This window comes from Embleya sp. NPDC001921 (assembly GCF_053594475.1).
Window position 1 is genome coordinate 55,955 of the sequence record NZ_JBSFEO010000047.1, and the last position, 15,172, is coordinate 71,126.

Annotated in this window: 9 protein-coding genes; 1 reads left to right on the forward strand and 8 read right to left on the reverse strand. The window is 73.8% G+C overall.

The genetic code is table 11. The annotated features are described in order from the left end of the window. Nucleotides 1–33 precede the first annotated feature (33 nt). Together ACWCPW_RS40050 and ACWCPW_RS40055 are read right to left on the reverse strand one after the other, a co-directional pair. Nucleotides 34–960: a Scr1 family TA system antitoxin-like transcriptional regulator gene (locus ACWCPW_RS40050; protein WP_449766527.1), complete on the reverse strand. Its 927-nt coding sequence runs from the start codon at nt 958–960 to the stop codon at nt 34–36. Between the two features lie 147 nt (nt 961–1,107). Beyond that, nucleotides 1,108–1,341: a DUF397 domain-containing protein gene (locus ACWCPW_RS40055; RefSeq protein WP_449766528.1), complete on the reverse strand. Its 234-nt coding sequence runs from the start codon at nt 1,339–1,341 to the stop codon at nt 1,108–1,110. Between the two features lie 690 nt (nt 1,342–2,031). Between ACWCPW_RS40055 and ACWCPW_RS40060 the strand changes: the two genes are divergently transcribed. Further along, nucleotides 2,032–4,905: a LuxR C-terminal-related transcriptional regulator gene (locus ACWCPW_RS40060; RefSeq protein WP_449766529.1), complete on the forward strand. Its 2,874-nt coding sequence runs from the start codon at nt 2,032–2,034 to the stop codon at nt 4,903–4,905. Between the two features lie 69 nt (nt 4,906–4,974). On the opposite strand, the gene ACWCPW_RS40065 is transcribed toward ACWCPW_RS40060, so the two are convergent. The 6 genes from ACWCPW_RS40065 to ACWCPW_RS40090 all read right to left on the reverse strand — a co-directional run bounded on the left by ACWCPW_RS40065 (nt 4,975) and on the right by ACWCPW_RS40090 (nt 15,117). Continuing rightward, nucleotides 4,975–5,823, reverse strand: a complete 849-nt coding sequence (locus tag ACWCPW_RS40065) for a class I SAM-dependent methyltransferase (RefSeq protein WP_449766530.1) — start codon at nt 5,821–5,823, stop codon at nt 4,975–4,977. After that, nucleotides 5,820–7,205, reverse strand: a complete 1,386-nt coding sequence (locus ACWCPW_RS40070; RefSeq protein ID WP_449766531.1) for a cytochrome P450 — start codon at nt 7,203–7,205, stop codon at nt 5,820–5,822. The genes ACWCPW_RS40065 and ACWCPW_RS40070 overlap by 4 nt, the downstream gene beginning before the upstream one ends. 60 nt (nt 7,206–7,265) lie before the next feature. Continuing rightward, nucleotides 7,266–10,304, reverse strand: a complete 3,039-nt coding sequence (locus ACWCPW_RS40075; RefSeq protein ID WP_449766532.1) for an NHLP bacteriocin export ABC transporter permease/ATPase subunit — start codon at nt 10,302–10,304, stop codon at nt 7,266–7,268. A 142-nt stretch (nt 10,305–10,446) separates the two neighbouring features. Beyond that, complete coding sequence (locus tag ACWCPW_RS40080; protein WP_449766533.1) at nt 10,447–12,717, reverse strand: NHLP family bacteriocin export ABC transporter peptidase/permease/ATPase subunit; 2,271 nt, start codon at nt 12,715–12,717, stop codon at nt 10,447–10,449. Next, complete coding sequence (locus ACWCPW_RS40085; RefSeq protein ID WP_395868014.1) at nt 12,714–13,529, reverse strand: HlyD family efflux transporter periplasmic adaptor subunit; 816 nt, start codon at nt 13,527–13,529, stop codon at nt 12,714–12,716. The genes ACWCPW_RS40080 and ACWCPW_RS40085 overlap by 4 nt, the downstream gene beginning before the upstream one ends. Then, the gene (locus ACWCPW_RS40090) at nt 13,513–15,117 is read right to left on the reverse strand and encodes a SagB family peptide dehydrogenase (protein WP_449766534.1); all 1,605 of its coding nucleotides are present in this window, start codon (nt 15,115–15,117) and stop codon (nt 13,513–13,515) included. Before ACWCPW_RS40090 ends, ACWCPW_RS40085 begins: the two co-directional genes overlap by 17 nt. Between the last annotated feature and the right edge of the window lie 55 nt (nt 15,118–15,172).

Here is a 15,172-nt window from a genome sequence, read left to right on the forward strand (position 1 = left end):
CACCCGCCGAGCGCCGAGACGCCGGCTCGCGGTTCAGTCGGTCCGGCCCGCCGTGAAGCGGCGTTCGGCGTCGCGCAACATGCGTTGGCTGGACTGCCGGTCCTCGGCGGCGGCCCACAGTCGCAGCAGGATCTCCCGATAGGCGTCGATGTCCGCCCGCCTGCTCAAGTACGTGGCGCTGTTGGCCTGTTCCAGGTAGATCATCTCGCTGGGGCCGCCCGACGCGAAGCGCAGATACGTCATCGGCGAGGGCGGCGTGATGCTGGCGGCGCGGTCGAAGCGTACGACGCGGATGTTGATCCGATCCCGGGCCGACTCCGCCAGCAGGTGGCGCATCTGTTCGGCCATCACCTCCGGGCCGCCGACCGGGCGGCGCAGGATGCCCTCGTCCAACAGCGCGGTCAGGTCGGGTCGGCGCTCGTCCGCGAGCAACGCCTGGCGCCGGCACCGGAGATCGATCCGCCGCTCGACCTCCTCGTGGTCGGCGCGCGGCAGCCCGGTGCGCACGATCGCGCGGGTGTACGAGGGCACCTGCAACAGGCCCGGGACGACGTGCACCTCATAGGTGTCGATCTTGGTGGCGGAGTCCTCCATGCCGATCAACCGCGCCAACCAGCCCGGCATCACGTCGCTGTAGTGGCTCCACCAGGCCCGCTCCAACGCCTTCTTCAGCAACTCCTCTATCTCGGAGAGGGATTCCTCGTCCCGTACCCCGTAGAAGTGGACCAGGTCGAAGACGTCCCGGGCACGTGGCGGGCTCTCGCCCCGCTCCAGTCGGCTGATCTTGGACATCGAGGCCCGGATCGCCTCGGCCGCGTCCTTGAGCCCCTTGCCGTTGTCCAGGCGCAACTTGCGCAGCGTGGCCCCGAGCACCTTCACGGCCGCGGCCGGACTGCTCTGCTGGGTCAGTGACACCACGGGTGCGATCGACGGGGCGCGGGCCGGGCGGTCGGCGGACATGCGGGCTCCAGGAATGGGCGTGTCGACGCACGCCATTATCGCGAGTCGAAACCCGCCTGTCCGTCGATCCCGCGGCCGAACCCCGGCCCGGACCTCTCCCCGACCGCGCCCGCGCCTTGCCCGAGCCTCACCCGGACCCGGCCCGGATCAGTCCGTCGGGGAATCGACCCCGCCGTTCCCGGCACCCGCGACGAACGCGGCGATCCTCGCCCGCGAGTAGACCAGAGCCGGTCCCCGCGCGAACCGTGAATCGCGCACCGCGACCACCCCGCCGGGCAGCACGGCGAGTTCGACGCAGTTGCCCTCCGCCGTGCTCGCGCTGCTCTTCACCCACGTCACGGACCCGAACGAGTCCGCCGCATCCCCGTTGCCGGCACGCATCCTCATCACCCTTTCCGATCCCGCCCGATCGCGACCCGCACGGCGCGATCACGGACGCGACAGCCGTCTCGCAAAACCACCTGCATTTGCATCATGGAACCGAGTGAAAGCCCAGTCACGCAAAACCGGCCGGGAAGTCCCTCGAAAGAGTGCCCGACCCGGGTCGCGCGGACCCCCGAAGTCCTCTCCGGGTTCGCCCGATCGCACGCGAACCCGCGCACGACCCGCCGCGTACCCGGGGCGCCCGCGGCAACCGACCCGACCCCCTCGAAACCGGTCTCCGCAAGACGGATCCGGCCGAAATCAGAGGGTTGACCGGCGCCCGGAGCGAACTTGGGATTTGTTCAACACACGGTCACAAGATCCTTGCGCGCAGTTGGCAATCGGGACTTGTGGCCCGCCGCCGCAATGGCGTAACAAGGAACCCGCTGATGGTGTGACACAGCTGATCGGCGTGCCCCACACCGCGGTTCCGCGACCGCGGAACCCGACGGGGAGGGGCCGCGCGGCACGACCGGAACCACCCACGCACGGCTGGACAAGCGGGACGTCCTCCCACGTCCCGGAACGTGACACACCGCTCCGGCCCCGCGGGGAGCCGCCGGCGGCGTCCCCGACGAGCAACGCTGTGCCCACTTTCCCCGCACAGCGCCGCGGTGGGGGCCGCGCCCGGGGGAAGGGAACGCTTCAGTGGAACCGGAGCGGGTATCCGAACTTTCCGATCTGCTGGCGCACGCACGCGCCTCTCGCACCGGCGCCGGCGGACGCGCCGTGATCATCAGAACCCCGTCCGGCATGTGGTGCCGCGAACTGCTCGTCGAGTTCACCGACCGGCAACGCCGCGCCGGCGCCGCGCCGATCCTGGTCTCGTGCCAACACCGCGACGCCGACCAACCCTTCGCCGCACTGCGCCAGTTGCTCACCGGCCTCGACGACGCCGCGGACAGCCCCGGCGACTCTCGCTTCGACGAACTGCGCCGGGCCCTGCCGCACGCCGTCCCCGACAACGACCGGCACCTGTTCGACGAACTCTACGAGGCGCTGCTGCCCGCGGTGCGCCGCTGCCCCCGGGTGATCGTCGTCGACCACGCGCAGTGGATGGACGACGCCTCGCTGCGGTGGTTCGCGCACCTGGTCCGCCGGCTGTCCCGGCTGCCGCTGCTGGTGGTGCTCGGCGTGCGCGTCGACGACGACCTGCCCGCGCGCGACGCGCTCGAGGACATCGGCGCGCAGGCCGCGTGCCACGAGACCACGCTGCGCCCGCTGTCCGTGCACAGCGCTCGCGAACTCGTGCAACGGGCCTACGGCGGTCGCGCCCCCGACGAACCGTTCGTACGACTGTGCCACCACGTCACCGCCGGCGTGCCCGAATACCTGGCCCGGCTGGTCGACACCCAACTCCAGGCCGGACTGCCCCCGGAACTCGGCCCCACCCGCACCGGGATCCACGTCGACGGCAGGCCCCGGCTGACCCGGGCCGATCACATCCGCCGCATCGCCGCCCGGATCGAGGCCGCGGCGGTGACCACCCGGCTGGCCCGACAACCCGACCGGGTCCGCGCGCTGGCCCAGACCACCGCGCTGTTCGGCGACGGCGCCGACCTGGACATCGTCGCCGACCTGCTGGGCACCGGCCCGGATCGGCTGGACGGCCCGCTGGCCGAGCTGGTCCGGATCGGCGCGCTGCGCCGCGCCCCGGTCGGCAGCCGGCTGATGTTCCGCACCCCCGAACTGCGCGACGCCGTCCACGACACCATCCCGGAGAAGCTGCTGCGCGACCGACACCTGCGTGCCGCCCGGCGCCTCGGCGACTATGGCGCGCCCCCCGTGCGCGTGGCCGAACACCTGCTGCGGATCGACACGCTGGACGTCGACGACCACGCGTGGGCGGGCGCGGTACTGCACGAGGCGGGCCGCACCGCGCTGGAGGCGGGCGCGACGCTGCGCTGCGCCGAGTACGCCCGACGGGCCCTGCGCGACGACCCCGCCCCCGAACACCGGGCCCGACTGCTGGTGTTGCTCGGCCGGGCCGAGGTGCCGACCGCGCCCGAGGCCGCCGCACGCCACCTGGAGGAGGCGCTGCGACTGCTCACCGACCCGGCCGAACGCGCCGAGGCCGTCCTGGAGTTGTGCCACGCGCACGTGCTGCGCCAGGGAGACTGCGTCGAATCGGTGATGCGTCCGGCCCGCGGCACCGCGTCGCGACTGGGCGAGCTGGCCGAGCAGGACTGCCCCGACCCCGACGTGCGGCTGCGGCTGCGCGCCGTCGTCCACCAGGGGGCACCCCACGGCGGCCGGCCCGCGCGCGAACTCCCGCACGGCACGGAATCGCCGGTGGACTTCACCCGAGTCACCGGAGTCACCGCCGGCGAGCGCGAACTGCTCGCCGCGTTCGCCTCGGACAGCGCGTGCCGGGCCGAACCCAGCTCGGTGGCGCTGGACCTGATCGAACGCGCGCTCGCCGGCGAAGCGCCGCGTGGCAGCGCCTCGGCCCTGCTCCTGCTGCGCAGCGTCGTGGTGTTGGCCTGGGCCGGACGGCTCGACGAGGCCCGGGCGTGGGCCGCGGGCCTGACCGCGACCATCCCGATCGGGCCCGCGCACTCGCGGATCGGCCTGCCCGCCGTGGTCGCGCACTGCCTGTGCGCGGACATCGCGCTGCGGGCCGGGAACCTGCCCGAGGCGCTGTCCGAGGCGCGCACCGCGAGCCGACTCGCGCGCGGCCCCGAACTGTCCGCCCTCGCCCAACTGACCCGCGTGCAGTTGGCGCGCATCCGGGTGGTCCTGGGCCAACACGACGCCGCCGCGGCGATGTTGCGCGGATCCCTGGGCGTACCCCGGGCACGGGCCACCGCGCTGGGCGTGCGCGGGCGATGTCGGCACGCGATGGGAGACATCCGCGGAGCGCTGACCGACTATCTCGAATGCGGCCGAAGGCTGGCCGAACTGGGCATCGTCAACCCGGCGTTGAGCGACTGGCGAGGCGGCGCGGCACTGGCGCTGACCGAACTGGACCGGGGCGCCGAAGCGGTGCCGCTGCTGGAGGAGGGCCTGGACATCGCCCGGCGCTGGGGCGCCGCGGCCACCATCGGTGAGGCCCTGCGCAACCGGGCGCGGATCGAACCCCCGCGCGCCGCGGCCCGACTCCTGGAGGAGTCGGTCGCCGTCCTCGAACACTCCGGCGCCCGCCTGCAACTGGCCGAGTCCCTGGTGGAGTCGGGCCGGATGTACGCGCTGGCCGGGCAAGCGGCGGCGGCCCGGCAGGCGCTGCGGCGCGGGATGGGCCTGGCCCAGGAGTGCGGTTGGGACCTGCTGGTCGAGCGGGCGCACAAGGACCTGCTGGCCTGCGGCGGCCGGCTGCGCCGCAGCAGCCTGTCCGGTCCCGGTTCGCTGACCCCGTCCGAACGCCAGATCGCCGAACTCGCCGCCGCCGGGCACACCAACCGGGCCATCGCCGAGTTCCTGTGCGTCACGCGCGGCACGGTGGAGGTGCACCTGACGCACGTCTACCGCAAGCTGGGCATCTCCGGCCGCTCCGCGCTGTCCACCCGGCTGGCCTCGAAGTAGCCGCCGACGCCGACCCGCGCCGACCCGCGCCCACGGAGCGGCTCGGCTCGGCGCGGCTCGGCGCGAGCGTCACGCGGGGTGCCCGGCCCGGCGCACCCGCCCACCCACCGCGAAGCCCAACAGCATGGTGAACCCGTCCAGCGCGACGAACCGCTCCCACGCGGCCATCGCCCTGGCGTACACGCCCAACCCCAGGGCGCCCCGCTCGACCAGCGGGAGCAACCGTTCCGGGGACAACTGCGGCGCGAGCGCGCCGACGCCGCCGACCTCGTCGCTGGTGTAGGCGAACGGCCGCACGGTGATCTCCTCCAGGCCCGCCGCCCGCAGGATCCGCGGCAGCCGGCGGGCCACCAACCGGTCCCCGCCGTCCGCCGCCTGCGCCGTACCCAGTGCCCGGTAGGCCTCGGCGGAGAAGGCCGACATGTCCGGGTCCGCGCAGCCCCACAGCCCGGCGTCCACATCGACGACGGCCAGCCGTCCGCCCGGCCGCACCAGGCCCGCGAGGGCCCGCGCGGCGCCGACCGGATCGGCCAGGTGCTGGAAGACGTACCGGGCCAGCACCAGGTCGAACCCCGCGGCGGGCAACGGGGGGCGGGCCAGGTCGCCCGCCAGGTAGCGAATCCCGTCGACGGGCCCCTTCGCCCGGGCCACCGCCAACAGGCGCTCGTCCGCGTCCAACCCCACCACCCGCGTGCCGGGGTCGACCAGTTCCGCCCGCAGCCGCCGGGTGACCGCTCCCGTACCGCAGCCCGCGTCCAGCACCGCCCCGCCCGAGGCCGGCGCCCAGTCGGCGAGCACCCGCCACTCGTGTGCCCAGCTCAACTCCGCCTGGGTCTCCAGCCGGCGCACCTCGGCCGGCACTCCGCCCCACTCGGCCTGCGGCCGGTAGCTGCCGCCGGGGTGGATCGTGCCGCTCACCGCGCGCCGCCGTCCGCGAGCAGGTGCGGCGTCATCAGCAGCCCGTCCCGCGGCCGCAGCGTCACCAGCGCCTCCGGCACCACCGGATGGCCGACCACGCCGCGCAGTTCCAGCCGCTGCAGGATGGTGGCCAGCACCAGGATCGCCTCCGTGGTCGCGAACGACTGGCCGATGCACACCCTTGGCCCGCCGCCGAAGGGCACGTACGCGTGCGCGGGTCGCCCCTGCCGTGCGGTCGCGGTGAAGCGCTCGGGCCGGAACTCCTCGGGCGCCTCCCATACTCGCGGGTGCCGGTGCAGGGTCCACGGACTGATGCACACCAGGGTGCCCGCGGGCACCGTGAGGCCGTCGAGGACGTCCTCCGCGTTCGCCCGCCGGGAGATCAGCCACACCGGCGGATACAACCGGATCGCCTCCTCCAGGCAGCGCCGGGTCAGATCCAGGCGCGGCAGGTCCTCGGCCCGGGGCGCCCGGCCGCCGAGCACCTCGGCCAACTCGGCCCGGACCGCCGCCGCGTGCTCCGGCTCGCGGTCCAGCAGATGCACCGTCCAACTCAGTGCCTTGGCCGTGGTCTCGTGCCCGGCCATCACCATGGTCAGCACCTGATCGTGCAACTCGCGATCACTGAACGCGTCGCCGTGCGCGTCGCGCGCGGCGAGCATGGCGTCCAGCAGGTCGGCGGGCCGATCCGACGGCGGTCCGGTGTAGCGGCGGGCGGCCACCAGCATCCCGACCACCCGTTCCAGGAAGGTCTGCGCGGCCAGGTACGACCCGCGCAGCCGGCGGAACGCGGCGTCGTGCACGACCGTCGCGTTCGGCTCGCCGTCGAAGTGGCCGATGAAGCGGTTGATGTCGTCGACGGCGCGCCCGAATCCGGGTCCGGCCGCCGCCAGATCCGCGCCCAGCAGGGCGTCCGCGACGATCCGCAGGGTCAGCGCGGTGAAGTCGTGGTCCACCCGCACCGGCCGACCGGCCCGCGCGGCCTCGCTCCACGCGTCGGCGAGATCCGCGGCGGCGTCGGTCATCAGCGTGTCGAACGCCTCCACCTGCCGGGCCCGGAAAGCCGGTGCGCACAGCCGCCGTTGGCGCTCCCAGGTCGGCCCGTCGCTGGTCAGCAGGCCGGTGCCGAGCAGCGGAGTGAGCATGAAGTCGTCGGGCGTGCCCGCCTTCGTCCACGCGGTGTAGTTGTCCTTGAGGATGTGCCGGACCAGATCGGGGCGATTGACGAACCACACCACCTCGCCCCGGGTGCGATGACTGCACAGATCGCCGTACTCGGCGGCGAGTTCGGTGAGGAAGGCCAGCGGGTCGTCCCGGATGCCGGCCAGGTCGAGTTCGTCGACGGGCCCGGGTGGACGCCGGCGGACGGGGGATTCGGACACGAGGGACCTCCTGGACCCGGACTGCGGAACCGACGACGAGGACGCGAACTCGGCCTGGAGTCAGGCCATCTGACGTTGCACCAGCCGATGGAAGAGCCCGTCCTCGTCGGCGAGCAACTGGTCCGGCGGCCCCTGCTGCACCACTCGCCCGGCGTCGAGCACGATGATGCGGTCGGCCTGCATCACCGTGGACAGTCGGTGCGCGATGATGATCCGGGTCGCGTTGAGCCGGCGGGTGCTCTGGGTGACCACCTCCTGCGTGCGGTTGTCCAGCGCGCTGGTCGCCTCGTCGAAGAACAGGATGCGCGGTCGGCCGATCAACGCCCGGGCGATCATCAGGCGCTGCCGCTGACCGGCGGACAGGGTCACCGCGCCGTCGTTGAGGACGGTGTGCATGCCCATCGGCATGCGGCCCAGATCGTCGTCCAGACCGGCCATCTCGGCGGCCTCCCAGGCCTCGTCGAGGGTGTAGTCGCGCAATCCGCAGATGTTGTGCAGCACGCTGCCCGCGAACAGCTGGCCGTTTTGCAACACCACGCCGAATTGCCGCCGCACGGCCGCCACGTCCAGCGACGCCAGGTCCTGCCCGTCGTAGAGCACCGAACCGGTGGTCGGCTCCTCGAAGCCGATCAACAACCGCAGCAGGGTCGACTTGCCGCAGCCGGTCGGCCCGACGATGGCCACGAACTCGCCGGGCCGGGCCCGCAGGTTCACGTCCTCCAACACCGGCGGGCTGTCCCGGTGGTAGCTGAACGACAACCGGCTGACCTCGATGCCGCCGTACAGGTCACCGGGCGGCTGCTTGGACTCCAGGACCTCGGGCAGCGCCCGGAGCACCGGCTGCACGCCCTCGTACAGCGGCACCGCCGCGGCCACCATGGTCACGCTCGCGGTCATCTGCAACATCGAGCCGAGCATCAGGGTGAACGCGACGTTGAAGGACAGGAATTCGCCGACGTCCAGTTGCCCGGAGGCCGGACCCGAGACCATCGCGAACAGCACCAGCGTGCAGGCGAGCAGGTAGGCCGAGTTGAACACCGTGACCAGGTTCTGCAGGCGGCGGGTGCGCACGGTCAGCATGCGACCGCGGGCGAAGGCCATCGCCCAGAACGCGAACGCCCGGTCCTCGGCCGCGGCGACGCGCAACTTGGGCAGTCCGGAAAGCAGTTGGAACATGCGGCCGGACAACAGGTGGTCCTCGGCGACCAGTTCGCGTTGCCAGCGCATCTGACGCAGTCCGGCGACCGCGCAGACCGCGCCGCCCAGCAGCGCGAGCAGGCAGGCCACCAGGGCGAGCGGCACGCTGTAGAAGAACAGCAGCCCCAGATCGACCGTGAAGACCAGGAACGCGGGGACGAACAACGCGGTGACCCCGCTGAGGATCTCGCGCAAGCCGCTGATGCCCATCGCGGCGCTGCTGAGCGAGCCGGAGGAGACGGAGGCGAAGAACCCGGTGGGCAGCCGCAGCAGCCGATCCCACACGGCCGCCTGCGCGGACGCCTCGAACCGGCCCTCGATCCGCAGCAGGGACAGGTTCTGCACCGCGGACAAGGCCGCGGCCAGCAGCGCGGACGCGATCAGGACGACGCACATCTGGGAGACCAGGACCCGATCGCTCTGCGGCACGAACACGCCGAGCACCTTGCCGGTCAGCACCGGCACCAGCAGCCCGAGCAGGGCCGCCGCCAACCCGCAGGCGAGCAGCACCAGCAGATCGCGCGCGCTGCCCCGGACGCCGAAGCGCAGCAGCGCGCCCCGGCCGCCGGGCTGCTCGGGCAGTGGCGGGTAGAACATCGTCGCGCGGCGCTCCAGCGTGTCCGCCAGCGCCCGGGTCACCGGCCTCCAGTCGGCGCCGGAGGAGTCGAGCAGGTGATAGCGCCGTCGCCGCCACACCAGCGCGACCGGGCGGCGGGTGTCCGGATCGTCGTCCACCGCGCGCACGTGGCCGACCAGCGGGCCCGAGTCGGTGCGCCACCAGTGGTCCACCAACTGCACGTCGCGCACCCGGAACCCGGAGGAGACGGCGATCCGCTCCAGCGGGTGCAACCGGGCGTCGGAGGCCTCCGAGGTGCCCGAGCGGGTGACCCGGACACCGCCCGCCTGCCCGACCACCCGGGCCACCGCGAGATAGTCGTCCTGATCGGCCGCGTCCAGGCCGGGCCGGTGGGCCGGCCGATAGGGGTCGAGCACCGCGCCCAACGCGCGCGAGGAACGGCGCAGCGCGTCCGCGTCCACCAGCCGCCGGGCGTCCAGTTCCCGACCCGCGTTGCCGCGTCGGCCGCGCAGGCGCTCGTCCACGCGCTGCATCAGGGTGTGCTGATGGCGGGCCAGGTCGGTGGCGAACACCGCCTCCGAGAGCACGTCGCGGGTGCGGACCGCGTGCACGAACGCGCCGCCGGCGGAGTACAGCCAGTCGGCCGCGCCGATCGCGAGCCGGCCGCCGAACCCGACCGTGGGCGCCGCCTCGGCATCGCCGGGGGCATCGCTCGCGGCCTCGGCGGCGGGCCGGACCGCGGTGCCCGGTCCGCGCTCGTCGGGTGCGCCGGTGTCCTCGTTCGGCCCGCCGATGGCCACCGCGCCGGAGAGCACCCGCACCCACAAGGTGCCCTCGACCGAGCGGGCCGAGCCGCCGGCGGGCATCTCCGCGCCGTCCCCGGCCTCCAGGGCGGTGAAGGTACGCGGTGGCAGGCCCATCCGGACCGCGTCGGCCAGCGCGCCCAGGCCGCGGTCCAGGCCGGCCGCGAAGCAGCCCGCGAACGCGTCGTCCCCGGCGGCGGCGGTGAGCACGTCGGTGAGCGCGGCGGTGCGTACGGCCCCGCCGGGCAGTGGCTTGCCAAGCATCGCGGTGCCGCCCGCCGGTACCCCGCACAACGCCGTCCCGGCGCCCACCCGGCACAGGAACTGCCAGCGTCCGCCCTCCTCCTCGGTGGTGGCGAACACGTCCACCATGCCGGAGGTGACGAACCGCACCTCGCGCGCGCCGACGAGCGGGAACGCGCCGGCGACCTCGGGCCCCAGCCGATCGCCGAGCGCGCTCAGGTCCAACGGCGTGTCGTCGGGCGGCTCGACGGGTTCGAAGCCCTGCGGGGGCTCGGTCATCCTGCTTCCTCCATCGGGCGGTTCGCGGGCGGCGGGCAAGACGTGCGCGTCCGGTGCCGGGGACGTCCCGGGCGGCCGTGACGGGCACGGCGTCGAGGTCGGGGTCGGCCGGGCACGGGTGGATCCGCGCCTCGGCCGGCGTCTACTGGTCGCGGATGAGTTCGGCGTACGGCCCGGCGACGGCGGCCAGCGCGTGGTGGCTGCCGCGTTGCGCGACCCGGCCCTGTTCGAGCACGACGATCTCGTCGCTGTCGCGCACCGTGGACAGGCGGTGCGCGATGATCACGCACGCACAGCCCCGCCGGCGCAGGTTGTCGTCGATGGTCGCCTCGGTCTGCGCGTCCAGCGCGCTGGTGGCCTCGTCGAGGACCAGCACACTGGGATTGCGGACCAGTGCGCGGGCGATCTCCAGGCGCTGCCGCTGGCCGCCGGAGAAGTTCTTGCCGCCCTCGGCCATCGGGCTGTGGATGGTGCCCGGGCGGGCCGCGACCACGTCGTACACGGCCGCGTCGCGCAGCGCGGCCACCACCGCCTCGTCCGGGATCGAGTCGTCCCACAGGGTGACGTTGTCGCGCACGGTGCCCTCGAAGAGGAAGATGTCCTGGTCCACGAACGCGACCGCGGTGCCCATCACATCGCGCGGGTAGTCCCGTCGGGGCCGGCCGTCGAAGAGCAACTCGCCGCTCCACGGCTCGTACAGGCCGGCGATCAACCGGCTCACCGTCGATTTGCCGCTGCCCGACCCGCCCACCAGCGCGACCCGCTCGCCCGGGCCCACCCGCAGCGAGAAGTCGTCCAGGAGCGGCTTGCCCAACGGGCTGTAGCCGAAGGTGACATGGGAGAGTTCGACCCGGCCGGCGAGCACCGGGGTGGTGTCGTGCCCGTTCCCGAACCGGGCCCGGCGGGCCGGTTCGTCCTCCAGGAACTCGGGAGCGGGCGGGAACTTCTCGATGTCCTTGAGCCGGTGCAGGTCGGCGGTCACGTCCTGCAGGCGCGGCCCGAGGTTGGCGAGTTGGGCCACCGGCCGGCTGAACGAGTTGACCAGTGTCTGGAAGGCGACCAGCAGGCCGATCGACATGTGCCCGTCGATCGCCCGCAGTCCGCCGATCCACAACAGCAGGCCGCTGTCCACCGCGGCCAGCAGCGGCGGGACCACGGCCAGGACCGAGGTGGGCGCGCCCAGGGTCTGCTGTCCGGACACCACCCGGGCCTGGAACCCGGCCCAGCGCTTGAAGTAGTCGCCCTCGGCGCCGGAGGCCTTGAGTGTCTCGATCAGTTGCAGGCCGTTGTACGAGGCGGCGACCAGACCGGAGCGGTCCGCGCGCAGCCGGGCCACGGTGTCCGTGCGCATCCGCGAGACCAGCTTGAGCACCACGATGTTGAGCATCGCCACGCCCACCCCGACCACGGTGAGCTGCGCGTCGTAGGTCCACAGCAGGCCCGCGTAGACCATCACCAGGAGCGTGCTGACCGCGGTGGTGGCCACGTCGCGGGACAGGATCTGGGCGATGGTGGCGTTCGAGGAGACCCGTTTGCCGATCTCGGCGGGGCTGCGCTGGGTGAAGAACACCACGGGCAGGCGCAGCAGATGGCGCACCACGCGTACCGAGCTGCGGATCGAGGACGCGGACTCGACGCGCAGCAGGTGGGTCTGTTGCAGCATGGTCAGCCCGACCGTGACCACCGCGGCCAGCCCCATCGAGGCGAGCAGCGCGGGCAGGAACGAGTGGTCCCCGCCGGTGAGGACCCGGTCGATGTACACCCGGGTGAAGGCGGGAGCGGCCAGTCCGGGCAGGATCAGCAGCAGGCTGGCCAGCAACGCGAGCAGCAGCGCGCCGCCGCTGCTGCGATAGCGCGCCCCCAGGTCGGCGAGCAGTCGGGGCGAGTGCCCGCCGCGGCGGAAGTCCGGGCCGGGCTCGAAGGTGAGCACGATGCCGGTGAACGCGGCATCGAACTCCTCGAGGGTGACCACCCGGCGACCCTGCGCCGGGTCGTTGAGGCGCATCACCGGGCGGCCGAGCCGGCGGGCCGGGCCCTCGTAGACCACGAAGTGGTTGAACTTCCAGAACAGGATGGCGGGCGGCCGGCCGCGGACCAGCGCGGCGGTCTCCATCTGCATGCCGCGCGCGGTCAGGCCGTACGCGCGCGCCGCGCGCAGCAGGTTCGCCGCCTTGGCGCCGTCCCGGGAGACGCCGCACGCGTGGCGCAGTTCCTCCAGCGGCACGTGGCGCCCGAAGTGGGCGAGCACCATGGCCAGCGCGGCGGCGCCGCATTCGACGGCCTCCAACTGGATGACCGTGGGGGTGCGGACCGACGTCCGGCGTTCGCCGGACTCGCGGCGGCGTCCTGCGGGCTCCGCCGGGGCGGGCGGTCCGGTCGGTGCCCCGGCCGGCGGGGGCGAGGTGGTGGTCATCCAGGAAGCAGCCAATCGAGCGGGCGCTCGCCCGGCAGGCGGGCGAAGCCGGTGATGGGGGTCTGCGAGTCGATCCGGAACGGCGGACCGGACTTGTTGGTCCACCGATAGCCGCTGAGCGTGCGCGGATCGGTCTCCAGGTCGACGGTGACCCGGACCGCGCCGCCGGCGGACAACAGTCGGGCCGCGGCCTGCTGGTCGCCGCCGAGGAAGTCGGTCACCTGCTGGGCGGTGTAGGGGAACTGGTCGATCGCGGTGATCCGGCCGCGCAGCAGCCCGAACGCCTGGGAGGGCGCGGACTGTACGGACACGTCCACCTGGGTGCCCGGGCGCAACATGCCGGCACTGCGCGGCGAGACGAACAGCGTGGCCAGCAGCCGGTCGTCGTTGGCGTCGGTGCGCTCGACGGTCATGAACGTGGTGCCCACCGAGATGTACTGGCCGCTGGAGACCAGGACGCCGATCACCCGGCCCGCGAACGGCGCGCGGACGATCTGGGTGGCGCCCTGCTGGTCGACCACGGACAACACCGGGGTGCCCTTGGGCACCAGCGTCGCCGAATCCACGAACAGGTTGGACACCAGGCCGGTCTGCGGGCTCTGCACCCGCGAGACGCCCAAGGGGTGGGTCAGGATGCCGGGCACCTTCACCTTGCGCGGGAGGGTGCCGGTCGCCGACCACCCGGCGGCGCAGCCGACCAGCAGGGCCAGGGCCAGCAGCAGGGCCCACGCGCGGGGGCGGGCCAGGCGGATCGGCGCGTCCAGTTCCTCGGGTGCCTTCAGCGCCTCCAGGGCCTCACGACGAAAGTGCATCGCGGCCTCCCGTCGGACCGGCGCGCTCGGGGTGGTCCGGCTCGACCCGGCTCGGTGCGACGCGGTCCGGCTCGCGGTGATCGCGTTCGGTGTGATCGGGTTCGACCCGGTGCGGCTCGGGGCGATCGCGTTCGGTGTGATCGGGTTCGACCCGGTGCGGCTCGGGGCCGATCGTGCCGAGCAGGAACTCGCCGACGCTGCCCTCGTGTTCCCACCGGTTGCCGGTGGCCAGCGCGAACATGTCGGAGTCGCCGCCGCCGAGCCCGCACGCGGCCAGGCCCATCGCGGTCGCCACCAGGTACATGGTCTGGTAGAGCACACCCACGTGCTTGAGCACGAGCGCGTAGCCCATCGTCTGGTACTTCCACATCACCCGGCCGAAGCGCGCGCTCACCACCAGCACCACCTGCGGCGGCGCGGTCATCAAGGACGTGGCGCGGGCCACCTCGGACAGCCGGTGCACCGCGGGGCCGGGTTCGGCGACGCGTTCGAGGCGATGTTCCCGCGGGTCGTAGTGGTAGAGCCCGGGCTCGATGCCCTCGACGTTGTTGATCAGCGGGTACAGCTCCAACTCGTGGCAGCGCCCGCCCGAGGGGTAGGGGCGGTCGCCGATCTCCTGGCGCTCCTCGTGGAAGATCGCCCGGTTGCGGGCCGTGCGGTACAGGAACTCGCCGAGCCGGTCCAGGGTCAGCGGCGCCGCGTCGTCGTGCGCGCGGATCGAGCGGCGGCCCTCCAACACCTCGGTGAGGGTGGGGTCCGCGCGGCGCACCGCGTCCAGGTCCGGGCGCGGCAGGTCGATCGCGTCGCCGGGGAACGCCGGGCGCACCGCGGGCAGCGGCGGCGCCGAGGCGGCCCGCCAGTAGGTGCCGCCGTACGGCAGGTCGTGGCGCCCGGCGCGGGTGCGGCCGTGGAACCACAACTCGTGCGGCGACCACTGGGCCCGGTCCGGATCGGCGTCCTCGGCCTCGGGATCCACCAGCAGGCCGTGCCGGGCCAGCAGGTCCAGCGCGCGGCCGACGCCCGGCGGCGATGCGGCGGCCCGGTGCGGCAGGCCGGCGAGCAGCGCGGCCAGCCCCGGGTCGAGCAGGTCGGCGGCGACCGGGGCCAACGGCGACTCCAGGACGGTGTGTTCGCCGTCGCGGCGCAGCACCGCGAAGCGGGACAACCGCAGCCGGGTCCGGTCCACGGCCGCGGTGCCGCGCGCGGCCCGCGGCGCGGGCGGCGCGAGCGGACGCAGCGTCAGCAGGGGGCGGCCGGCCACCTCCAGGCGGATGCTCAGCCAGCCGCCGGCGCGCAGCCGGCGCAGCAGCGCGGGCAGCTCGAGCAGCGCCGCCTCGCCGTCGCGCGCGAGGACCACCCGATGCAGGTCGTCCTCGAGACACGGGTGCGCGGCGAGCAGCGCGACGGCCGCCGCGACGCCCGGCGTGAGCACGCCCAGTGTCAGCCCGCGCGGGCCGAGGAAGAGCAGTGTCGCGCCGTTGGCGGCGGTGCTCACCCGGGCGCCGGGATGCAGGCCGACGCGCTCCACCGGCGCGGACTCGGTGGGTGTGGCGACCGCCGCCGCGGGCGGGGTGCCGAGGCTGGTCATGAAACCTCCGGGGCAGGTCGGGCCGTACGGGGCGCGCCGGGGCGGGCGGTGCGGC

Bases quoted from the DNA above. Each gene is read 5' to 3' on its own strand.
- ACWCPW_RS40050 (WP_449766527.1), bottom strand. From the start codon at position 960: ATGTCCGCCGACCGCCCGGCCCGCGCCCCGTCGATCGCACCCGTGGTG.
- ACWCPW_RS40055 (WP_449766528.1), bottom strand. From the start codon at position 1,341: ATGCGTGCCGGCAACGGGGATGCGGCGGACTCGTTCGGGTCCGTGACG.
- ACWCPW_RS40075 (WP_449766532.1), bottom strand. From the start codon at position 10,304: ATGACCGAGCCCCCGCAGGGCTTCGAACCCGTCGAGCCGCCCGACGAC.
- ACWCPW_RS40080 (WP_449766533.1), bottom strand. From the start codon at position 12,717: ATGACCACCACCTCGCCCCCGCCGGCCGGGGCACCGACCGGACCGCCC.
- ACWCPW_RS40085 (WP_395868014.1), bottom strand. From the start codon at position 13,529: ATGCACTTTCGTCGTGAGGCCCTGGAGGCGCTGAAGGCACCCGAGGAA.
- ACWCPW_RS40090 (WP_449766534.1), bottom strand. From the start codon at position 15,117: ATGACCAGCCTCGGCACCCCGCCCGCGGCGGCGGTCGCCACACCCACC.